This is a genomic window from Brevibacillus sp. TJ4 (assembly GCF_044627595.2).
Taxonomy (GTDB): Bacteria; Bacillota; Bacilli; order Brevibacillales; family Brevibacillaceae; genus Brevibacillus.
Genome location: NZ_CP185865.1, coordinates 3,484,623 through 3,505,000, shown reverse-complemented (window position 1 = coordinate 3,505,000; position 20,378 = coordinate 3,484,623). Strand labels below are relative to the sequence as shown.

Sequence of the window (20,378 nt, the reverse complement as noted above, 5' to 3'; positions counted from 1 at the left end):
GCCTAAACCGTCAGGTTTACCTGACGGGGTTGTGGGGCGTCTCACACGGAGTTACAAAAGACGCGCGTAGGTGAACAGTTTGGGAAAGCTGACCATAGAGCGTGACAGTCGCGTAACCTAAACGCGCGTCTCTCCGAGACCAACCCCGAGTAGTGCGGGACACGTGAAATCCCGTATGAATCTGGCAGGACCATCTGCTAAGGCTAAATACTCCCTAGCGACCGATAGTGAACCAGTACCGTGAGGGAAAGGTGAAAAGCACCCCGGGAGGGGAGTGAAATAGTACCTGAAACCGTGTGCTTACAAATAGTCGGAGCACGATCAATGTGTGACGGCGTGCCTTTTGTAGAATGAACCGGCGAGTTACGGTAGCGTGCGAGGTTAAGTCGAAGAGACGGAGCCGCAGCGAAAGCGAGTCTGAATAGGGCGAGAGTACGTTGCCGTAGACCCGAAACCGTGTGATCTAGCCATGTCCAGGGTGAAGGTAGGGTAACACCTACTGGAGGCCCGAACCCACGCACGTTGAAAAGTGCGGGGATGAGGTGTGGCTAGCGGTGAAATTCCAATCGAACTCGGAGATAGCTGGTTCTCCCCGAAATAGCTTTAGGGCTAGCCTCGGAATGAAGAGTCTTGGAGGTAGAGCACTGATTGGGCTAGGGGCCCTCATCGGGTTACCGAACTCAGTCAAACTCCGAATGCCAATGACTTATGTCCGGGAGTCAGACGGTGAGTGCTAAGATCCATCGTCAAAAGGGAAACAGCCCAGACCATCAGCTAAGGTCCCCAAGTATACGTTAAGTGGGAAACGATGTGGAGTTGCCCAGACAACCAGGATGTTGGCTTAGAAGCAGCCACCATTTAAAGAGTGCGTAATAGCTCACTGGTCGAGTGACTCTGCGCGGAAAATGTAACGGGGCTAAACGTATCACCGAAGCTATGGCAGTCCTTACGGACTGGGTAGGGGAGCGTTCCAAGCAGCGGTGAAGCCGTACCGGAAGGAGCGGTGGAGCGCTTGGAAGTGAGAATGCCGGTGTAAGTAGCGAAAAGACAAGTGAGAATCTTGTCCACCGAAAGCCTAAGGTTTCCTGGGGAAGGCTCGTCCTCCCAGGGTTAGTCGGGACCTAAGCTGAGGCCGAAAGGCGTAGGCGATGGACAACAGGTTGATATTCCTGTACCACCTCTGTACCGTTTGAGCAATGGCGTGACGCAGGAGGATAGGGTGAGCGGCCTACTGGATGGCCGTCCAAGCAGCAAGTGTGGTGTGTAGGCAAATCCGCACACTGTCAAGCACAAGCTGTGATGGCGAGGGAAATTCAAGTACCGAAGTCCCTGATTTCACACTGCCAAGAAAAGCGTCTAGCGAGGAACAAGGTGCCCGTACCGCAAACCGACACAGGTAGGCGAGGAGAGAATCCTAAGGTGCGCGGGATAACTCTTGCTAAGGAACTCGGCAAAATGGCCCCGTAACTTCGGGAGAAGGGGCGCCCCGGTAGGGTGAGGGTCCCCGCCCGACGCGAGCGTAAGCTGGTGTCGGGCGGGCTGAGCCCGAGGGGGCCGCAGTGAAAAGGCCCAAGCGACTGTTTAGCAAAAACACAGGTCTCTGCGAAGCCGCAAGGCGAAGTATAGGGGCTGACGCCTGCCCGGTGCTGGAAGGTTAAGGGGATGGGTTAGCGCAAGCGAAGCTTTGAACCGAAGCCCCAGTAAACGGCGGCCGTAACTATAACGGTCCTAAGGTAGCGAAATTCCTTGTCGGGTAAGTTCCGACCCGCACGAAAGGCGTAACGACTTGGGCGCTGTCTCGGCAAGAGACCCGGTGAAATCATAATACCTGTGAAGATGCAGGTTACCCGCGACAAGACGGAAAGACCCCATGGAGCTTTACTGTAGCCTGGTATTGGAACTTTGTGCATCATGTACAGGATAGGTGGGAAGCTTTGAAGCAGGGGCGCCAGCCTCTGTGGAGCTGTCGGTGGGATACCACCCTTGATGTACGGAGTTTCTAACTCGTCGCCCTTATCGGGCGAGAGGACCATGCCAGGTGGGCAGTTTGACTGGGGCGGTCGCCTCCCAAAAGGTAACGGAGGCGCCCAAAGGTTCCCTCAGAATGGTCGGAAATCATTCGTAGAGTGTAAAGGCAGAAGGGAGCTTGACTGCGAGACCTACAAGTCGAGCAGGGACGAAAGTCGGGCTTAGTGATCCGGTGGTTCCGCATGGAAGGGCCATCGCTCAACGGATAAAAGCTACCCTGGGGATAACAGGCTTATCTCCCCCAAGAGTCCACATCGACGGGGAGGTTTGGCACCTCGATGTCGGCTCATCGCATCCTGGGGCTGAAGTAGGTCCCAAGGGTTGGGCTGTTCGCCCATTAAAGCGGTACGCGAGCTGGGTTCAGAACGTCGTGAGACAGTTCGGTCCCTATCTGTCGCGGGCGCAGGAAGTTTGAGGAGAGCTGTCCTTAGTACGAGAGGACCGGGATGGACGCACCGCTGGTGCACCAGTTGTCACGCCAGTGGCACAGCTGGGTAGCTATGTGCGGAAGGGATAAGCGCTGAAAGCATCTAAGCGTGAAGCCCCCTCCAAGATGAGACTTCCCACAGCGCAAGCTGGTAAGACCCCTCAAAGACGATGAGGTTGATAGGTTCGGTGTGGAAGCGCGGCAACGCGTGGAGCTGACGAATACTAATCGGTCGAGGACTTATCCACACACAATCTACAGCATGCATGCAGATCCAGTTTTGAAGGAATAATCCTTCCTTGTTCCTCGGTAGCTCAGTTGGTAGAGCAATCGGCTGTTAACCGATCGGTCGGCGGTTCGAGTCCGTCCCGAGGAGCCATAGTTATGGATGGATGTCCGAGAGGCCGAAGGAGCACGATTGGAAATCGTGTAGACGGGGATAACTCGTCTCGTGGGTTCAAATCCCACTCCATCCGCCATATGGCCCGTTGGTGAAGCGGTTTAACACAGCAGCCTTTCACGCTGTCATACAGGGGTTCGAATCCCCTACGGGTCACCATACCTCCCCACAAAGCGAGTGGAAAGTTCCTTTGTGGGGATTCCCAACCACATTCTGTTTGGGAGGCTTAGCTCAGCTGGGAGAGCATCTGCCTTACAAGCAGAGGGTCGGCGGTTCGATCCCGTCAGCCTCCACCATATCCTTGTACACGAACGAGTGCACTGGGAAGTGGATCATATCGTCGCGGGATGGAGCAGCTCGGTAGCTCGTCGGGCTCATAACCCGAAGGTCGCAGGTTCAAATCCTGCTCCCGCAACCAATACTCTTTCTGTACTACGTCGATTAGGCATCATTGTTCAGAAAGGAAGGTAGTACCCGCAGGGTGCAACCAATACTCTTTCTGTACTGCGTCGTGCAGATGCACTGTTGTCTTAATAGCGAAATTTCCAAAAACATCTGGAGCTGTGGTGAAGTTGGAGTTCACGCCGGTCTGTCACACCGGAGGTCGCGGGTTCGAGTCCCGTCAGCTCCGCCATTTCTTTTCTGCAATGGCGGTATTTATATGAGGCTCGGTAGCTCAGTCGGTAGAGCAGAGGACTGAAAATCCTCGTGTCGGCGGTTCGATTCCGTCCCGAGCCACCATGTACAGGGGCATAGTTTAACGGTAGAACGAAGGTCTCCAAAACCTTTGGTGTGGGTTCGATTCCTACTGCCCCTGCCACTTTTGGATAGGCATTTACCATGGCGGTCGTGGCGAAGTGGTTAACGCACCGGATTGTGGCTCCGGCATTCGTGGGTTCAAGTCCCATCGATCGCCCCATTATTAACTCTATTGGGGCATAGCCAAGCGGTAAGGCAACGGACTTTGACTCCGTCATGCCTAGGTTCGAATCCTAGTGCCCCAGCCATTTATGCGGACGTAGCTCAATTGGTAGAGCGTCGCCTTGCCAAGGCGAAGGTCGCGGGTTCGAGACCCGTCGTCCGCTCCATAAGTATTCACAGGGTCTCTCACCCGTACCGGGTTTACCCTGAAGTGAATAAGCGGGTAAGTGCACGGGTACTTCTGATCTGGCTTTTCCAAGAGGGATCTCGAGGAAGAGACGCCAGCGAAGCGAGACCCGTCGTCCGCTCCATCTTTTACATGTATCTATGGAGGCATAGCCAAGGGGTAAGGCACGGGTCTGCAAAACCCTTATCCCCGGTTCGAATCCGGGTGCCTCCTCCATCTGAATAGGCCGGTATGGCGGAATTGGCAGACGCGCGCGACTCAAAATCGTGAGGGAAACCGTGGGGGTTCAAGTCCCTCTACCGGCACCATATTAACAACAAACAGTCCATTAGATAGAATTCTAATGGGCTTTTTTTATTTTTTTATATCTTCATTCATTGTATTGGCTGAATAAATATTGGAACTGTACTCCAAGTGAGCCGGTCTGGTGATATTGTCATTTCGCCCATACGCTACAACAATGCGGACCTGTTCCTTGCAAATGCCGCGCCTACGTTTCTCCTTCCTTTCGTCCTCTTCTCTACGACCACGTTTACGAGCATCACGGTGTGGAATCCCGCCCTTGCGACCTTTCTCCGATCCAAGAAGTGTGTTTCATCGCTTACGATGATTTCGTTAAGCTGACTATTTCCAAGCGAAAATAAAAACCAATTTGTTAATAAAATGATTCAATTTCCGTATTAACTAATGTGAGGCTCATACAACCACAGCAAATTGCGCAATTTGTCTTGTTAGTTGCATCTTAGCAAGTGAGGGGAGGGGAAATAGTTGGAGGTTTCTAATGTGAATACAGGAATCAGCCACAGCAATATTCGTGATCTTCAAAAAGGGATCATGTCAGAAGAAAAATTTACAGCGATCTACGATGCGTACTATAGCCGTGTCTACAAATATATTTGCTACCGTATCAATAACCACTATGATGCGGAAGAGATTTGCAGTCATGTATTTGAAGTAGTGATTTCAAAATACAACAGCTACTCGCCACAAAAGTCCAATTTTGAAGTTTGGTTGTTTGCGATTGTTAGAAACGCTGTAACTGATTACTTCCGCTCACAGAAAAAAAGGGCCACCTTTTCTCTGGACTCCATTCTGGACGTGATTTTACCAAGGTCAACTCCAGAAGAAGTTGTCATCCTTGATGACAGCAACGAAATCTTGTACAAGGCTCTGGCAAAGCTAAGCGATAAGGAACGCAATATTATTGGCATGAAGTATGCGGCGGGGTTGAAAAACGCGGAAATTGCTGACCTGCTCGGAGTCAGCGGTTCAAATATCGGTGTAGTCCTTTACAGATGTCTAAAGAAGCTGCAACAGGAACTGGAAAAAGGAGGGTTTCAATATGAAAAATAGGAAGAATGTAGATGAATTTTCCGACCTAACCAACTTGCTTGCCAATTTGGAGCTTACTGACAAAGCCTCCAAAGAGCGAATCTACCATCGTCTCCTGTTCAAAATGAGATCAGGAACCATTCAATCCAATTTAATGAAAAGGGATGAGATCGTGATGAAAAAAAATACACGGAAAACTGTAATCGTCAGTGCTATGGCTGTTGCTATCTTGACAGGCACTTTCTCGACTACCTCTTTTGCACAAGATATGATAGAAACCATTCTGGCACGTTTTCAGGTGGGAAATATGCAAATCGTCCAGTACGACAAGGAGCCGATTGTAGATAATAGCGCATCTGAACAAGCAGAGGGCGATGCTTCCCATATGGTCGAACTTCAGGCACGTCCTAATCTGACTGTGGAAGAGGCTCGTGCCGTATCAGGGCTAAACTTCCCGGCCCCATCTTGGCTGGCAGATTACAAGTACGTCAACACGGTCATTCATGGCAATAACATGGCGGAAGTACAGTTCAGTAAAGGTGAGCAAACCGTCAACTTCCTAATTTCCAAGGGCGGCGAAAACAGCATCGGTACCACAGGCGAAGTGAAAAAAGAAGTGATCAAGGGAACCACAGTTTACTTCGCAAACGGGATTGTGATTTGGGAGAACAATGGCTTCACGGTAGAACTGTATGCACAAGACGATTTTGATACGGCGACACTGGGCAAAATTATTGAAAATTTCAAGGTTGGCGCACCTCTGAAGCAGGAAGAAATCGAGAAAGCAAAGGAAAAAATGCAAAACACACCTCCAACAGAAGGTGCTGGCCCAGCCCCAGCTGCTAACTAAAGAGGATGTAAGTCGAACACTATAGTTTTGATAGCGAAGGGATTCCTCCAGGGGAATTCCTTTTTTCTTGGACGCGCGATTACGGGCTTTTTTCATGGAGCCTGTAGGGTGTGTACTCGGATTGATCAATTTTAAATAACTTTGTAAGAATTGAAGAAGTTTGAAAAGCTACCTGTTACATCTGCAGTTACACTTGACCAAGCTGCATAATCTGGAACTGCATGTATTGTGACAGTTGTACAGTAACAGCCAAAATAATGTAAAATTATGCCTCCGCAATTGACAATGTCTTTAGGAATTGACCGTCGCTTTCAGGGAGGAGTATACTTGAACAAGTCGTTATGTTCAGCGAAAAGAAAGCAAGGTGTTCCCGATGAAATACGGACTATACGACAAGCCGCCTCTCATTGCGACGGTACTGACCGCCTTGCAATGGGTGATTGTTACGGTTTCCAGCAGTGTCGCCGTGCCTTTGATGATTGGCGATATATACGGCTTGCAGCCCGACGAGATCGGGAATTTGATGCAGCAGACATTATTTTTTATCGGGCTCGCTTCCTTGCTTCAAGTATGGATCGGGCATCGCTACCCGATGATGGAAGGTCCGGCCGGACTATGGTGGGGCATTTTTGTTATTTTGGCGCAGATCGGCACGAGTATCGGCTTGCATCCCAAAGAGATCGGGCAATCGTTTCAGCTCGGTCTGATCATGGCGGGGCTTTTGTTTCTCGTTCTCGGCCTGGCTGGCTGGATCGACAAGCTGCAAAAGTGGTTTACTCCGCTCGTGACGGGAACGTACATGATCTTGCTCGCAGTCTCCTTGTGCAGCAATATGCTGGGCGGTATGCTGGGAATCGGATATGCCCATGCTACAGAAGTAAATCCCGTCATTGCCGTCGTCTCGGTCGCGATTGTCGCGGTCGTCATCTGGCTGATGCGGATTCAGCGTCTCTCCAGCTTCGCGGTACTGTTCGGAATGGTCGGCGGCTGGCTGTTTTACGCGATCATGGGCTGGACAGAACCGGTCAGACCTGCTGACGCGTTCATTTCCATGCCGTCGCTGTTCTTTTGGGGAACGCCTCGCTGGGATTGGGGTGTCGTGCTGACCAGCATGCTGACAGGCTTTGTACTCTTGACCAACCTGGTCACCAGTATCGTCGTCATGGGAAAAGCGACGAATACCGAGCCGAGTGCGAAGCAGTACAACCGCGGCGGTGTGTTCACCGGTGTTTCGCACATCCTCTCGGGTCTGTCCGGCGTCGTGGGGATGATTCCGCTGTCGCTCGCGGCAGCCGTCATCCAGACCAGCAGGGTAGCCGCCCGCCTGCCTTTTTTCGTGGCGATGGGCGTCATCATGTTGATCGGGGTATTCCCGGCCGTCTCGCATTTTCTCGCGGCAATCCCGACGCCTGTGGCATACGCCGCGCTGTTTATCACCTATACCAAACTGCTCGGCTTCGGCTTGAAAGACTTCGCCTCCTTGCCGATGGATGAGCGGACGCTGACGGTAGGGGGAAGCTCTCTTTTGGTCGGGATCGGCATCATGTTCGTGCCGGCGACCGCTTGGCAAAGCATGCCGCCGCTGTTCAGCTTCCTGTTTGGAAACGGTTTGCTGCTCGGCGTCATCGTCTGTCTCGTGCTCGAACATGTCGTGTTTCGCCAACGTGAAAATACACAACCACAAAAAGACGGCCATCTGTAAAAAGGCCGTCTTTTGCATAGCTCCTAGCGCAGTGCAGGGGCAGAGGCAATATACGATTGTTCCAGATTGCCGCCATTGATCTCGGTAAACATGCGGCCGACCGAACCGAGAATCTCGTCTTTTTTGGCTGCGGGAAGCTGCTCGTGAAAGAAGATCACCTGCATCAGATTGCGGCTCGCTTCGGTCACGCAGGAACGCGTGGAGTCGACGATGGGGCTGCCGAAAGCGGAGGTGGCATCGGACAAGAGCAGTTTGCCCTCCATGTGCACCTCGCGTCCGTTCAAGCCTTCGTAGCGATCATCGGCTTGCCCGATCCGGCACAGCACGTCCCCGTCGAGCTTGTCCTGGTCGTAAATCCCGCAGGGGAGAGCGTACAGCACGGAGAAAAAGTTATTGACGTCAACGGCGCTGTTGATCCAAAAAAACGGGTTTCCCTGCAGCAGCCGACGCAAAAGCGCTTCCGAGGAAGGACGGTAACGCGATGGGTCGATCCCGAGCTGCTTGAAACAGGAGCGCCATTCGGCAATGCCCTCCACATCTGTCAGGCGGGAGAGCTCGTAATCGAGGCGGAGTTTCTCGACAAAATAGTTGATGCGTCCCTGCAGCATTTTCGGGGAATCCGCCACAGCGACATCCGTATAATGTAAAATGCCCAGGGACAAGCCGGGAAGACGATCGGTTACAGAAGAGTCCAGCCGTACAGTCATCGTATGTCCCTCCTTGAAAGACCTATTTTTGGTAGTATAACAAAATATTTTTGTGGAAGCGACTAATGTTCGTTACAATAAAAGAGAACAGGAGGCCTGGAAACATGCGCGAAGTAATCATATATACCGATGGTGCTTGTTCGGGAAATCCGGGACCCGGCGGCTGGGGTGCAGTGCTGATGTATGGCCAGCACATCAAGGAAATGTCCGGAGCCGAACGGGAGACTACGAACAACCGGATGGAGCTGACAGCAGCGATTGAGGCTCTCCGCGTTCTCAAGGAAGCGTGCAAGGTCACGCTGCACAGCGACAGCGCCTATCTGGTGAACTGCTTTAATCAGGGCTGGTACAAAGGCTGGCTGAAAAACGGCTGGAAAAACAGCAAGGGACAGCCGGTCGAAAACCAGGATTTATGGAAGGAACTGCTTCGTCTGATGGACATTCACCAAGTGGAGTACGTCAAAGTCAAAGGCCATGCCGACAACAAGTGGAACAACCGTTGCGACGAGCTGGCCACAGGAGCGGTAAAGCAACTGTGAGAGACCTCCAGTACTGGGAAGAGACGAAGCAGGCGATACGTGCATATGCCAAGGAAATCGGAATAGACAAGATCGGCTTTGCCGCCGCAGACACGTTTACGGAACTGCGGGAGCGACTGGTCGAACATCGCGAGAAAGGGTACGAATCAGGCTTCGAGGAGCCCGATCTGGACAAGCGGACGGAGCCGGAGCTGTTGCTTCCGGGAGCGCGCTCGCTCATCTCCATCGCCTTGGCCTATCCGTCCAAGCTGGAGAATCCGCCCAAGTCGGAGCCGGGTGCGTACCGCGGCATTCTCTGCCGCGCAGCCTGGGGAACGGATTACCATCACGTCCTGCGCGAGAAGCTGGACAAGCTCAGCCGTTTTCTCGTAGAGCTTGAACCGGGAGCGAGGATCGAGTCGATGGTCGATACTGGAGCGCTTTCCGACCGGGCTGTGGCCGAGCGGGCCGGGCTTGGCTGGGTAGGGAAAAACTGCGCCCTGATCACGCCGGAGTACGGATCGTGGGTCTACCTGGGCGAACTGATTACCAATCTGCCGCTTCCGCCCGACCAGCCGATAGAAGAAGGCTGCGGCGACTGCAACAAGTGCGTCGATGCCTGTCCCACAGGCGCTCTGGTGCAGGGCGGGCAGTTGAATGCGCAGCGCTGTGTCGCCTATTTGACACAGGTGAAGGACTTCATTCCGGACGAGTTTCGGGCAAAAATCGGCAACCGCCTGTACGGCTGCGACACATGCCAGACCGTATGCCCGAAAAACAGGGGGATTCATGTTACCCACCACAGCGAATTTATCCCCGACCCGGAAGTGGCCAAGCCGTTGCTCGTTCCGCTGCTGGATATGAGCAACAAGGAATTCAAGGAAAAATTCGGCCTCTCGTCTTCATCGTGGCGAGGGAAAAAGCCGATCCAGCGAAATGCGATTTTGGCTTTGGCCCATTTCAAGGATCGCACTGCCGTCCCGGCTTTGATCCGCCTGCTTGAGAGTGATCCGCGCCCGGTTATTCGCGGGACTGCCGCTTGGGCACTGGGCAAGATCGGTGGCGAACAGGCCAGGGAAGCATTGGAGCGGGCGCGCCAAGCGGAACAGAGCGCCGAAGTCGTGACAGAAATAGAAAAAGGAATCAAGTTGCTGGGTGAACAGACAGCCGTGTAGCACACACATTGCGTTTATATCGAAAATTAATAGACGGAAGGGGATTGGGGCGGATGACACTGGCAGTAGGGTATACGACGATGGATTCGCCGATCGGAGCGCTGTTGCTCGCTTCGACGGAGGAAGGCTTGTGCTTCATCGAATTCGGGGAAGAGCAGGATAGTGTTGCGGCGTTGCAGCGCTGGTGCAAGAAGAATTTTCTCGGTGTCCATCCCGTGCCCGATGAAGCGATGAACCAGCAGGCCAAGCAACAGTTGCAGGAGTATTTTGCAGGCAAACGGCGCGAGTTTGAACTGCCGCTCGTACTGCACGGGACGCCTTTTCAAAAGGAAGTCTGGACGCAGCTCACCAGGATTCCGTACGGCCAGACGCGTTCGTACAAGGATATTGCGCTGGCCATCGGGGCTTCCAAAGCGGTCCGGGCAATCGGCGGAGCCAACAACCGCAACCCGATTCCGATCGTGGTCCCCTGCCATCGTGTCATCGGCTCCAATGGTGCCCTGGTCGGGTACGGTGGAGGTTTGCCGATCAAGGAATACTTGCTTAAGCTGGAAAAAGTGGCGCTGCCCGATCACCATACATCCCGTACAGCCATCCGTTAGTCGCGGATGGCTTTTCTTTTTCTTCTGAAACCTCTGCTTCGAACATATGGCTATGTAAGAAAAGGGCGGAGTGTTTTTTTACGCCAAAAGAATATCGAGAAGAGGGAGGAGCGGGGATGGACTGGAGGGGATTTATTCAATCGTTTTTTGATGCTCTCCACTGGTCGTGGATGGACGGAAAATACGAGCGTCTGGCTTCTTTTTTTGCCAATCAGGGATGGATGGAGACAGCGGAATGGCAGCGTCTGGTCAGCAGGCTCGGGAAAAGGGCGGAGCAGGAAGAGGTCATTTTCGCCGTGAGCGGGCAGGTAGTGCCGATAGGCTGGCTGGAGAGGGAAACCGATATTCAGGCCGTATTTTCCTGGAAAGGCTGGCGACATTCGCGAGTGGGAGAACAACGCAAGCTGGACGAAAACAGCCGCCTGTTTGTCATTCAGATCAAAAAGGCAGGGGAAGCGTGGTCGATCGAACACATTTACGAGCTGAATGAAGAGGACGAGGAGCGAAATACCGCTTCGCAAGAAACAATCCAGCCTGCAGCAAACGTCCAGCGCAAGCCAGGCTACGACCGCGAACGGGCTGTCGCTTACGCCCACAGGCATTGGAATTCGGCCAATCCGGCCTATCCGCGCTTCAACGACGACTGCACCAATTTCATCTCGCAGTGTTTGCATGCGGGAGGAATTCCGATGGTGTACGCCAATGAAAAGACGAAGGGCTGGTGGATGCGGCCGGGCAAGACGAGCGTGTGGAGCTACAGTTGGTCGGTGGCGCACAGTCTGTATTTGCTGCTCAAGTCAGGCAAGGCGCCCATGTATGCGGAGCAAAAAAGCACGGTGGAGGAATTGCAGCCTGGCGACGTCATTTGCTATGACTTCGACGGCAATGGCCGGTTTCAGCACAATACGATTGTCGTCGCCAGGGATGCTTCCAACATGCCGCTGGTCAACGCGCGTTCCTCCAACAGCCAGTTGCGTCCCTGGAAGTACGAAGATTCGACCGCGTACACGCCCAATATTCGCTACGCATTTTTTCATATTCGCGGGACGTAGGAGAAAAACGTGTGGGGCGCGACCCGATTATCGCTTGTGTCGTGCCCGAATTGTTCTTGCAAAGGAAATGCTTCGCACCGCCGCGACAATCGCCGCGAGCCAGAGGAAGTCGGCAAAGCTGTGGGGATTTCCTTTAATCGAATGGACGTAGATAAGAGCGTGAAAGACGACCAGAACAAACAGAAACGGATTGCCCATGTGGAGACGTTTCCAGGCAGGAGCGCCGAGCCAGCTCGTCGCCTTGTCGGAGGAAGTAAGCCACAGGCACAGCACGATCAGCAGGGCTGCCAGTCCCAGGTAGTTGGCGATACCGACGAGCGACCAGTTAGGGTAGAGGGCTGTTTCTTCACCAGGATAGACATGAATGAACAAGGACAGGATGCTGTTTGGCGGATTGGCGCCGCTATTGATCAGCATGAGCCGGTGCTCACCGGAAAACAGAATGAACACCAGGAGCACATGAGCGATCGCCGCCAGTCCGGCCAGGATCCCCAGATCGCGGCGAAGGTACTGGCTGTGCGCAGTCCAGCGCTTCGGCAGCCACGGACGGATCGGCCCGATCAACAGCGTGATTGCGATACATACATAGGCGAGATAGCCGAGGATCATGCTCCACGTTTCCAGCGGCGGAAAGGCGGCATACTGCGGCTTGATCCACAGTGCGGTCAGGACAAGCAATACGAGACAGACGATGTACGTGTACAGGCGAACGGCATGAATTTCTCTCATGTGTTACTCACTCTCCCGAAGGTAGTTTTGCGGCTGTGCGGAAAACACTCTCGTTTTTGATGCGGCTGACCCGATTTTGTCACAGGCAAGTGTGCTTTGCCGCCTGCCAGGGTGGTCATCGTCACATCAGTTTCGGTATAATAAGGAATGTTGGATTGAAGTTCGGTACATAAGGAGTTTTTGCTGCCATGCCGTTGCACATTGTTTTGCACGAGCCGTTGATCCCCGCCAACACGGGAAATATTGCCCGTTCCTGCGCGGCGACCGGTGCTCATTTGCATTTGATTCATCCGCTCGGTTTTTCGACGGAAGACCGCTATTTGAAACGGGCGGGACTGGACTATTGGCACGCTGTCCAGGTCCATCACTACGAGAGCTTCGAGCATTTTGCCGAGCTGCAGGGGGATGGAGGCACGTTTTATTTCGTGGAGACGTGGGGAGAGACATTGTACACCGATGTTTCCTTCCGCGACGGAGATTACATTATTTTGGGCAAGGAGACGACAGGCCTGCCGGAAGAATTGACCAACCGCTACCGCGAGCAGACGATCCGGATTCCGATGAGCGGCGCGACCCGGTCTGTCAATCTCTCCAATTGCGCGGCGATTGTTCTGTTTGAAGGCTTGCGACAGTTGGGCTTCCCCGGTCTGAAGTGACGATCGAAAGGGACGAGCCTGACCTGTTGGCGACTGCGAAAAAAAGGAGCGTAATACGATGAGCGCACAGACGATTTTGTTTGATCTGGACGGTACGTTGCTGGAAATGAAGACGGAGACGTTCGTTCAGGAATACTTGAAGGAATTGGGCAAACACGTGGGAGATCGCGTCGACACGAAACAGCTGCTCGGTTTGATCTGGGAAGCGACGAAGGCGATGATTGTCAGCCAGGAGCCCGAGAAAACGAATGAGCAGGTGTTCATGGACTATGTACTGAAGCATGGCGAGTGGAAGAAGGAAGAGCTGTGGCCGCTGTTTGAGGCTTTTTATCGGGATGTGTTTCCCGGCTTGTCCCACCTGACCTATCCTTCGCCGTGGGCCAAAAAGATCGTGGAGACGGCCAAAGCGCAAGGCTACCGCGTCGTCGTGGCGACGAATCCGGTATTTCCGCGGGATGCCATCCATTCCCGTCTGTCCTGGATCGACATGCAAGCAGATGAGTTCGACCTGGTGACGGTATACGAAGAGTCGCACTACACCAAGCCCAATCCCGGCTACTACCTGGAGATATGCGAAAAGCTGGGCGTACAGCCGGCAGACTGTATCATGGTCGGCAATCACATGCAGGAGGATATGGTCGCCTCCCAGGTCGGTATGAAGACATTCCTCGTCACGAACTGGCTGGAGGATCGCGGCGAGCCGCAGTATCCGGTCGATCAGCGGGGAACGCTGGAACAATTGCATACGGCGATTGCCGAGCGCAGCGGCGTATTTGCCCGCTGACCGCCGACAGCCACGAAAAAAGCAGGTGCCCGAAAAGAGGCAGCCTGCTTTTTTACTGGGAGTCCATCAGACTTACAGGTTCCAGGTTTTGTCCTTGTCGTAACCTGCTGTAAGAATGAAGAAGACAAAAGATGCGAAGACCAACCCTACGATAAACGTACCCATGTTGGACTCCTCCTTTCGACACCAAACTACCCCCATTATAGCGTAGCCTGCCCATTTTGCAAAAGAGATAAAAGAGGAATCGATGCGGATACAGGTAAATTTTCTCTCCTTCCACGGAATGCTGCCGTGAAGATACCCGAAACTTGCGAAGACAGCTTGCATACACATATGAAAAGGCTGCATCTGTCAGCCCATTCGAAATTGCCTTGCACCGCTGTACAGGAAGAATGTACGACAGCAGACGGACATATACTGGAGAATACATTGTCGTAGGGGAAAGAGAGAGGGGCTTATGAGGGAGGAGTGACAGAAAAGATGGATATTGTAAAACGCATAGCGGAACATCGGGCCCGAGAAGAAAAATTGATGTGGAAAGGCACATTTGCCGAATATTTGGAACTGGTTCGTAAAAATCCGCAAATTGCCCAGACAGCTCACTCGCGCATTTACAACATGATCAAAAGTGCTGGTGTGGAAGAAAACGAGGATGGCTCTCGTTCGTATCGCTTTTTTGGCAAGGAGATTTACGGGTTGGACCGTTCCATTGAGCGGCTGGTGGAGGAATATTTTCACTCGGCTGCCCGGCGTCTCGATGTACGCAAACGCATCCTGCTGCTGATGGGACCGGTCAGCGGCGGCAAGTCGACACTTGTCACGCTGCTCAAGCGCGGGCTGGAGGAATACTCGCGAACGGACGAAGGAGCTGTCTATGCCCTGGACGGCTGCCCGATGCAGGAAGAACCGCTGCACCTGATCCCCCGCGAGCTGCGCCCGGAGATTGAAGAAGAGCTGGGCATCAAGATCGAAGGGGAACTGACGCCGTACAACCGGATGAGGCTGGAGGAGGAATTCGGGGGACGCATTGAAAATTTCCCGGTTCGCCGTATTTTGTTCTCCGAAGCCAATCGCGTAGGGATCGGGACGTTCAGCCCGTCCGACCCGAAATCGCAGGATATTGCCGACTTGACGGGAAGCATCGACTTTTCCACGATCACCAAGTACGGCTCGGAGTCAGACCCGCGCGCGTATCGCTTTGACGGCGAGCTGAACAAGGCAAATCGCGGCTTGATGGAATTTCAGGAAATGTTGAAATGCGATGAAAAATTTCTCTGGCACCTGTTGTCGCTCACTCAGGAGGGCAATTTCAAGGCGGGCCGTTTTGCGCTGATTTCGGCTGATGAAATGATTGTCGCGCATACAAACGAATCGGAGTACAAAGCGTTCATCGCCAACAAGAAAAACGAGGCGCTGCAGTCGCGTATTATCGTCATGCCGATCCCCTACAATCTCAGGGTCAGCGATGAGGAAAAGATTTATGCCAAGCTGATCAAGCAGTCTGATCTCGGCCACGTGCATATCGCGCCGCATGCCCTGCGTTCAGCGGCGATCTTCTCGATTTTGACCCGGTTGAAGGAATCGAAAAAGCAGGGAGCAGATCTGCTGAAAAAAATGCGGCTGTACGACGGGGAATCGGTGGAAGGCTTCAAGGGCTCCGATCTGGAAGAGCTGCGCAATGAACACGCCGATGAGGGGATGTCGGGAATTGACCCACGCTATGTGATCAACCGGATCTCCAGTGCCCTGATCCGCCGCGATACGGAGTGCATCAATGCCCTGGACATTCTGCGCGGGCTCAAGGAAGGCTTCGACCAGCATCCGTCGATCACCAAGGAGCAGCGGGAGCGGTACATGAACTTCATCTCCATCGCCCGCAAAGAGTACGACGAGCTGGCCAAGAAGGAAGTGCAGAAAGCGTTCGTCTACAGCTACGAAGAGTCGGCCAAAACCTTGATGGATAACTACCTCGACAACGTCGAGGCGTACTGCAATATGAACAAACTGCGGGATCCCGTAACGGGCGAGGAGATGGACCCGGATGAGCGTCTGATGCGCTCCATCGAGGAGCAGATCGGCATATCCGAAAACGCCAAACGGGCGTTCCGCGAAGAAATCCTGATCCGCATTTCTGCCTATGCGCGGAAAGGGAAGCGTTTTGACTACAGCACACACGACAGGCTGCGCGAAGCGATCGAGAAGAAGCTGTTTGCCGACCTGAAAGACGTCGTGAAAATCACCACTTCCAACAAAACGCCGGATGAACACCAACTGAAAAAGATCAATGAGGTGACCAAACGGCTGATCGAGGAGCATCAGTACTGCCCGGTATGCGCCAACGAACTGCTGCGCTACGTCGGCAGCCTGCTCAACAGATAACGAGGGCGCGAAGCATTCGCATCATACATTCGGCGCAGATTGCGCCAGTTGCTAGGAGGAGACGGCATGAAAGATGAGACATCGTTCATTGTCTCCCGGGAAGACTGGTCGCTGCACCGCAAAGGGTACCAGGACCAAACTCGCCACCAGGAAAAGGTAAAAGAAGCGATCAAGAAAAATCTTCCCGATCTGGTCAGTGAAGAAAGCATCATCATGTCCAAAGGTCGGGAAGTGATCAAAATCCCGATTCGTTCGCTGGATGAGTATCGCTTTCGCTATAACTTTCAAAAAGGCCAGCACGGCGGCCAGGGAAAGGGAAACAGCAAGGTAGGAGATGTCGTAGCCCAGGACGGCGACCAGGCGCAAGCACCCGGCAAAGGACAAGGAGCGGGGGACCAACCCGGTCTGGATTATTACGAGGCGGAGATCAGCGTGGAAGAGCTGGAGGAAATGCTGTTCGCCGAGTTGGAGCTGCCCAATTTGCAGCAAAAAGACGAGGACCAGATCGTCATCGAGGAGACGCGCTTCAACGACGTCCGCAAAAAAGGCTTGATGGGCAATATCGATAAAAAACGGACGCTAATCGCCGCCATCCGCCGCAACGGGCTGGCCGGCTACAGCGATCTGGAGCTGGGGATTACAGACGAGGACCTGCGCTTCAAGACGTGGGAGGACATCATCAAGCCTCACTCCAATGCGGTCATTATCGCCATGATGGACACTTCAGGCTCGATGGGCGTGTTCGAAAAGTACATTGCCCGCAGCTTTTTCTTCTGGATGCTCCGCTTCCTGCGCACCAAATACGAGAAGGTCGAGATTGTGTTTATCGCCCATCATACGGACGCAAAGGAAGTAAACGAAGAAAACTTTTTCTCCAAAGGGGAGAGCGGCGGAACGATCTGTTCCTCGGCCTACAAAAAGGCGCTGGAGATCATCGACAGCCGTTACCCGCCGTCGCAGTACAACATCTATCCCTTCCACTTCTCCGACGGCGACAACCTCACCTCGGACAACGAACGCTGCGTGAAGCTGGTCAAGGAACTGATAGAACGCTGCAACATGTTTGGCTACGGAGAAGTCAACCAGTACAACCGGCACAGCACCCTGATGTCGGCTTACCGGCATATCAAGGAGCCGAAGTTCATGCACTGCGTGATCCGCGAAAAGGGCGAGGTGTACAAAGCGCTTCGGACGTTTTTTGGGAAAAAGGAAGTCGCTACGTAAAAATCACAACCAACCGGGCGCACAATCGTCCGGTTGGTTTTTTTTGCGGAATGGAAGCGCGCGGGTTATATAACCGGGGCAAAAAAATACACTGTAGGGACGATATCGATGAGGAGGTTTACCGATGTATCCGCAAAAACATCGCAGGCGCAATACGCCAGCTTTTACGTTCCTCGCGTACTTTACCCTGGGTGCAGGGGTGCTGTTGTTTTCCATCGGTCTGTACAATGCAACGACGCTGGAGCTGAATGAAAAGGGGTATTACATCGCCTGCATGCTGCTCGTGGCAGTAGGGGCGATCCTGACGCAAAAAGTGGTGCGGGACAATGAAGAGGACAAAGCGATTATCGAAGAGCAGGAGCGCGAATTTAACCTGAAGGTATCGAAAGCGGAAAAGGATGCGCCGAAGTAGCTTTTCGTGAGGGAGAGGAGAGCGGGGCGACTGCACAAAGCTGCGCCCAGCAAGCCGTAATGAGAGGGAGACGGCTTGCTGGGTTGTTTTTTATATGCGTACGCAGCTAGTTTTACCCGGTCTGGGCGGCTGGCCCCGGTTGGACGCTCGCTTCTTCGGTTGCGGCTGCCTTGCGCGATGCGCGAATCTCCCGCCAGAGAGAGGTAAACCCGTCTCCACATCTAGCGGAGGCGGGTTTTTCGATTCACGACTGTTAACGATTTTGGGGAGGATTGTAGCTGGTACTGTCAATAATTTCCACTAACTCTTCTAGCGGAATTCCAGATGCTGTTTCTGCCTCTACCCCCACAAGACTGGATTCACGATCTTTGGCATGGGAACTCTTAGCTAAGTTAACCGATATAGGGTATACTTTTCCATCACTGTTCAGTGTAAAGTGGCCTTGTTTTAAGCCGACAATTCGATAGGCATTATCTATCACTGGCCCTTGATATTTTTTTAAAAAAAGTATCAGTTCTTTCCTCTCTTCCACAAGAGGATCTTCAAGAATATCCGTTTGTAATAACGTAATTGTATCACCTTCTGATACGCTATCCATACCTCTATACAATTTGTTAATCGTAATCTTCGTGATGTGAAATGTCACATCATTATAAACGATACTTTCTGTATCATCAGCCACTGAACCAGAAATCACGAAAGGTGAAGAAGCCGACAATTCATCCATATCCTCATAGTATTCTACCAATTGGGCTGAGGAGACGCTGTTGTCTTTGAGATAATTGTATCCCACAAAACCGGAGCCGATTACTGCTAAAAATCCAGCAATTAGAATTACTTTCTTCACTGAATCCACCCCTATCTTTTATTCCTTGAACATCACCGTCATTTGGAGTGAAGACATGAGTATGAAATGTATTCATAACCTCGTCTGGGCAATCGTAGTGATCTAAACCATGTGTATGTCCAAATTCGTGCAGCATTGTATTCTCATAACAGGAATATCTGAACCTATGGCCATCTACAGGGCTGTTGGCGTGATACCACTCATTTAATCGAATTTCTTTTGGGTCTCTATTGTAATAGGCTTTTCCCAACCATCCTGTATCGCCAAAATCATCACTCGTAACAATTAAATTTGCTCTTGATTTTTTTGAAGTTTTGGATATCACAAATGGTGAATAATCGATGTTTTCCCATGAATCTGATGCATCTTTGATTTCATCTGAATAATCATAGTTACCATTGGCAGAGTAATGGTAATCAATATAAACTGTTCCGTTATTTGCCCTTGGCCACTTGTCGTAGAAGAAAAACTTATCGTAGTGCGTACGGTGTGATGCGGCTAATCCTGTTGAAGCAGATAATGAAATTGCAGCAATTAAGGTTAGTAAAGATAACCTTGTTGTTAATTTCAATTACAACAACCCCCTTCGAACACTACACATTACATAATTACCATATTTTCAATTATTTGTAAATTATAAAATGATAGAAAATTGAATTTCTTTCCATATCTAAACTATCATAGTTTTATTTGTCGGTATTTTGGTAATGCATGTAAAGTGACCTGCAAAGATAAGTTTGCCACCAGAAATCATATACCTTTCAACCTTTGCTCTAGTGTATGATGAGCGAGTGCCTCCCCACGATAAAAGCTTGAGCACTACCCAACAGTCGATTCGTTCGAGAGTCCAACAAGGGGATTCTGCATGACCGGAATATGTCAAAAAAACTTTGGGTATAACTAGGTCAATGCCACAGTTATTTTGCGATGTAGAAAAGAAAGTCCCACAAGTCAAAAGGTCTGACTTATGGGAAAATTTCTGCGCCCAGCAAGCCGTAATGAGAGGGAGACGGCTTGCTGGGTTGTTTTTTATGTGCGTACGCAGCTAGCTTTACCCGGTCTGGGCGGCTGGCTCCGGTTGGACGCTCGCTTCTTCGGTTGGGGCTGCCTTGCGCGATGCGCGAATCTCCCGCCAGGCCATGAGAGAGATTCCTAAAATCAGGATGGCAGTCATAATCAGGTAGATGCCCAATTCAGTGGCGAAGTGGCTCAGTTCACCGCCGCGCATTCTTCGGAGGCGAGGCACAATCGTAATCGTCGCCGCCGTGAGCAGGGAAATAAAATTCGTATTCACAAACCCGATCACACCAATGTTCATCGCGTCATTCGTGGGGTTGTAGAGCATTTGCTGCTGCAAGGACAGGCCGTTGAGCGTCCCCATTGCCTGCAGGTCTGTCATGCCCATCGCTTTCAGCTTGCCGACGGACGAGTCGTTCTTTTTGCGTA

At 52.3% G+C, this 20,378-nt stretch carries 17 protein-coding genes, 13 tRNA genes and 1 rRNA gene (1 of these 31 only partly in view); 26 read left to right on the top strand and 5 right to left on the bottom strand.

Annotated elements, in window-relative coordinates; genetic code table 11:
* The 17 genes from ACAF76_RS17160 to ACAF76_RS17080 all read left to right on the top strand — a co-directional run.
* Window positions 1-2,703, top strand: a 23S ribosomal RNA gene (locus ACAF76_RS17160) (it extends 268 nt beyond the left edge of the window).
* Between the two features lie 55 nt (window positions 2,704-2,758).
* Window positions 2,759-2,834 (top strand) — tRNA-Asn (locus ACAF76_RS17155).
* A gap of 7 nt (window positions 2,835-2,841) precedes the next feature.
* Window positions 2,842-2,934: transfer RNA gene (locus tag ACAF76_RS17150), tRNA-Ser, on the top strand.
* A 3-nt stretch (window positions 2,935-2,937) separates the two neighbouring features.
* Window positions 2,938-3,014, top strand: a tRNA-Glu gene (locus ACAF76_RS17145).
* 61 nt (window positions 3,015-3,075) lie between these two features.
* Window positions 3,076-3,151 (top strand) — tRNA-Val (locus ACAF76_RS17140).
* A gap of 45 nt (window positions 3,152-3,196) precedes the next feature.
* Window positions 3,197-3,273, top strand: a tRNA-Met gene (locus ACAF76_RS17135).
* Window positions 3,274-3,412: 139 nt separating this feature from the next.
* Window positions 3,413-3,489: transfer RNA gene (locus tag ACAF76_RS17130), tRNA-Asp, on the top strand.
* Window positions 3,490-3,520: 31 nt separating this feature from the next.
* A tRNA-Phe gene (locus ACAF76_RS17125) sits at window positions 3,521-3,596 on the top strand.
* Window positions 3,597-3,601: 5 nt separating this feature from the next.
* Window positions 3,602-3,675: transfer RNA gene (locus tag ACAF76_RS17120), tRNA-Trp, on the top strand.
* A 23-nt stretch (window positions 3,676-3,698) separates the two neighbouring features.
* Window positions 3,699-3,774, top strand: a tRNA-His gene (locus ACAF76_RS17115).
* A gap of 13 nt (window positions 3,775-3,787) precedes the next feature.
* Window positions 3,788-3,862, top strand: a tRNA-Gln gene (locus ACAF76_RS17110).
* A 5-nt stretch (window positions 3,863-3,867) separates the two neighbouring features.
* Window positions 3,868-3,943, top strand: a tRNA-Gly gene (locus tag ACAF76_RS17105).
* 162 nt (window positions 3,944-4,105) lie between these two features.
* A tRNA-Cys gene (locus ACAF76_RS17100) sits at window positions 4,106-4,179 on the top strand.
* A gap of 9 nt (window positions 4,180-4,188) precedes the next feature.
* Window positions 4,189-4,271: transfer RNA gene (locus tag ACAF76_RS17095), tRNA-Leu, on the top strand.
* Between the two features lie 475 nt (window positions 4,272-4,746).
* Window positions 4,747-5,316, top strand: coding sequence for a sigma-70 family RNA polymerase sigma factor (locus ACAF76_RS17090; protein WP_400162073.1), 570 nt, complete (start codon window positions 4,747-4,749; stop codon window positions 5,314-5,316).
* A complete protein-coding gene (locus ACAF76_RS17085; protein WP_400162072.1) occupies window positions 5,306-6,145 on the top strand; it encodes a hypothetical protein in 840 nt (279 codons plus the stop codon). The genes ACAF76_RS17090 and ACAF76_RS17085 overlap by 11 nt, the downstream gene beginning before the upstream one ends.
* Before the next feature lie 373 nt (window positions 6,146-6,518).
* On the top strand, window positions 6,519-7,847 hold the full coding sequence (locus tag ACAF76_RS17080; protein ID WP_400162071.1) for a purine/pyrimidine permease: 1,329 nt from the start codon (window positions 6,519-6,521) through the stop codon (window positions 7,845-7,847).
* Window positions 7,848-7,870: 23 nt separating this feature from the next.
* On the opposite strand, the gene ACAF76_RS17075 is transcribed toward ACAF76_RS17080, so the two are convergent.
* A complete protein-coding gene (locus ACAF76_RS17075; RefSeq protein ID WP_400162070.1) occupies window positions 7,871-8,554 on the bottom strand; it encodes a B3/4 domain-containing protein in 684 nt (227 codons plus the stop codon).
* A 104-nt stretch (window positions 8,555-8,658) separates the two neighbouring features.
* On the opposite strand from ACAF76_RS17075, the gene rnhA reads away from it, so the two are divergent.
* From rnhA to ACAF76_RS17055, 4 genes are all read left to right on the top strand, one after another.
* The gene (rnhA, locus tag ACAF76_RS17070; protein WP_400162069.1) at window positions 8,659-9,093 is read left to right on the top strand and encodes a ribonuclease HI; all 435 of its coding nucleotides are present in this window, start codon (window positions 8,659-8,661) and stop codon (window positions 9,091-9,093) included.
* A complete protein-coding gene (gene queG, locus ACAF76_RS17065; protein ID WP_400162068.1) occupies window positions 9,090-10,247 on the top strand; it encodes a tRNA epoxyqueuosine(34) reductase QueG in 1,158 nt (385 codons plus the stop codon). Before rnhA ends, queG begins: the two co-directional genes overlap by 4 nt.
* A 53-nt stretch (window positions 10,248-10,300) precedes the next feature.
* Entirely contained in the window at window positions 10,301-10,849 is a 549-nt protein-coding gene (locus ACAF76_RS17060; RefSeq protein ID WP_400162067.1) for a methylated-DNA--[protein]-cysteine S-methyltransferase, read from the top strand.
* Between the two features lie 116 nt (window positions 10,850-10,965).
* Window positions 10,966-11,901, top strand: a complete 936-nt coding sequence (locus ACAF76_RS17055) for an amidase domain-containing protein (protein ID WP_400162066.1) — start codon at window positions 10,966-10,968, stop codon at window positions 11,899-11,901.
* Window positions 11,902-11,928: 27 nt separating this feature from the next.
* On the opposite strand, the gene ACAF76_RS17050 is transcribed toward ACAF76_RS17055, so the two are convergent.
* A complete protein-coding gene (locus ACAF76_RS17050) occupies window positions 11,929-12,630 on the bottom strand; it encodes a ferric reductase-like transmembrane domain-containing protein (RefSeq protein WP_400162065.1) in 702 nt (233 codons plus the stop codon).
* 188 nt (window positions 12,631-12,818) lie between these two features.
* Between ACAF76_RS17050 and trmL the strand changes: the two genes are divergently transcribed.
* The 5 genes from trmL (at window position 12,819) to ACAF76_RS17025 (ending at window position 18,085) form a co-directional block, all read left to right on the top strand.
* Complete coding sequence (gene trmL, locus ACAF76_RS17045; RefSeq protein WP_400162064.1) at window positions 12,819-13,286, top strand: tRNA (uridine(34)/cytosine(34)/5-carboxymethylaminomethyluridine(34)-2'-O)-methyltransferase TrmL; 468 nt, start codon at window positions 12,819-12,821, stop codon at window positions 13,284-13,286.
* A gap of 58 nt (window positions 13,287-13,344) precedes the next feature.
* The gene (locus ACAF76_RS17040) at window positions 13,345-14,070 is read left to right on the top strand and encodes an HAD family hydrolase (RefSeq protein ID WP_400162063.1); all 726 of its coding nucleotides are present in this window, start codon (window positions 13,345-13,347) and stop codon (window positions 14,068-14,070) included.
* A 480-nt stretch (window positions 14,071-14,550) separates the two neighbouring features.
* Window positions 14,551-16,449: a PrkA family serine protein kinase gene (locus ACAF76_RS17035; protein WP_400162062.1), complete on the top strand. Its 1,899-nt coding sequence runs from the start codon at window positions 14,551-14,553 to the stop codon at window positions 16,447-16,449.
* A 66-nt stretch (window positions 16,450-16,515) separates the two neighbouring features.
* Window positions 16,516-17,673 carry a sporulation protein YhbH gene (gene yhbH, locus ACAF76_RS17030; RefSeq protein WP_400162061.1) on the top strand — a complete coding sequence of 386 codons (1,158 nt, stop codon included), beginning with the start codon at window positions 16,516-16,518 and terminating at the stop codon, window positions 17,671-17,673.
* A 124-nt stretch (window positions 17,674-17,797) separates the two neighbouring features.
* Window positions 17,798-18,085, top strand: coding sequence for a YiaA/YiaB family inner membrane protein (locus ACAF76_RS17025; RefSeq protein ID WP_400162060.1), 288 nt, complete (start codon window positions 17,798-17,800; stop codon window positions 18,083-18,085).
* Between the two features lie 253 nt (window positions 18,086-18,338).
* Here ACAF76_RS17025 and ACAF76_RS17020 read toward each other — a convergent pair whose 3' ends face one another.
* The 3 genes from ACAF76_RS17020 to ACAF76_RS17010 form a co-directional block, all read right to left on the bottom strand.
* Window positions 18,339-18,812 (bottom strand): hypothetical protein, encoded by a 474-nt coding sequence (locus tag ACAF76_RS17020; protein ID WP_400162059.1) that lies wholly within the window; start codon window positions 18,810-18,812, stop codon window positions 18,339-18,341.
* Between the two features lie 4 nt (window positions 18,813-18,816).
* The gene (locus ACAF76_RS17015; protein WP_400162058.1) at window positions 18,817-19,503 is read right to left on the bottom strand and encodes a hypothetical protein; all 687 of its coding nucleotides are present in this window, start codon (window positions 19,501-19,503) and stop codon (window positions 18,817-18,819) included.
* Between the two features lie 480 nt (window positions 19,504-19,983).
* The gene (locus tag ACAF76_RS17010) at window positions 19,984-20,337 is read right to left on the bottom strand and encodes a hypothetical protein (protein WP_400162057.1); all 354 of its coding nucleotides are present in this window, start codon (window positions 20,335-20,337) and stop codon (window positions 19,984-19,986) included.
* Window positions 20,338-20,378 lie beyond the last annotated feature (41 nt).

Coding starts and splice junctions, on each gene's coding strand:
- ACAF76_RS17085 (WP_400162072.1), top strand. CDS start 5,306: ATGAAAAATAGGAAGAATGTAGATGAATTTTCCGACCTAACCAACTTG.
- ACAF76_RS17080 (WP_400162071.1), top strand. CDS start 6,519: ATGAAATACGGACTATACGACAAGCCGCCTCTCATTGCGACGGTACTG.
- ACAF76_RS17075 (WP_400162070.1), bottom strand. CDS start 8,554: ATGACTGTACGGCTGGACTCTTCTGTAACCGATCGTCTTCCCGGCTTG.
- rnhA (WP_400162069.1), top strand. CDS start 8,659: ATGCGCGAAGTAATCATATATACCGATGGTGCTTGTTCGGGAAATCCG.
- ACAF76_RS17060 (WP_400162067.1), top strand. CDS start 10,301: ATGACACTGGCAGTAGGGTATACGACGATGGATTCGCCGATCGGAGCG.
- ACAF76_RS17055 (WP_400162066.1), top strand. CDS start 10,966: ATGGACTGGAGGGGATTTATTCAATCGTTTTTTGATGCTCTCCACTGG.
- ACAF76_RS17050 (WP_400162065.1), bottom strand. CDS start 12,630: ATGAGAGAAATTCATGCCGTTCGCCTGTACACGTACATCGTCTGTCTC.
- trmL (WP_400162064.1), top strand. CDS start 12,819: ATGCCGTTGCACATTGTTTTGCACGAGCCGTTGATCCCCGCCAACACG.
- ACAF76_RS17040 (WP_400162063.1), top strand. CDS start 13,345: ATGAGCGCACAGACGATTTTGTTTGATCTGGACGGTACGTTGCTGGAA.
- ACAF76_RS17035 (WP_400162062.1), top strand. CDS start 14,551: ATGGATATTGTAAAACGCATAGCGGAACATCGGGCCCGAGAAGAAAAA.
- yhbH (WP_400162061.1), top strand. CDS start 16,516: ATGAAAGATGAGACATCGTTCATTGTCTCCCGGGAAGACTGGTCGCTG.
- ACAF76_RS17025 (WP_400162060.1), top strand. CDS start 17,798: ATGTATCCGCAAAAACATCGCAGGCGCAATACGCCAGCTTTTACGTTC.
- ACAF76_RS17020 (WP_400162059.1), bottom strand. CDS start 18,812: ATGGATGAATTGTCGGCTTCTTCACCTTTCGTGATTTCTGGTTCAGTG.
- ACAF76_RS17010 (WP_400162057.1), bottom strand. CDS start 20,337: ATGGGCATGACAGACCTGCAGGCAATGGGGACGCTCAACGGCCTGTCC.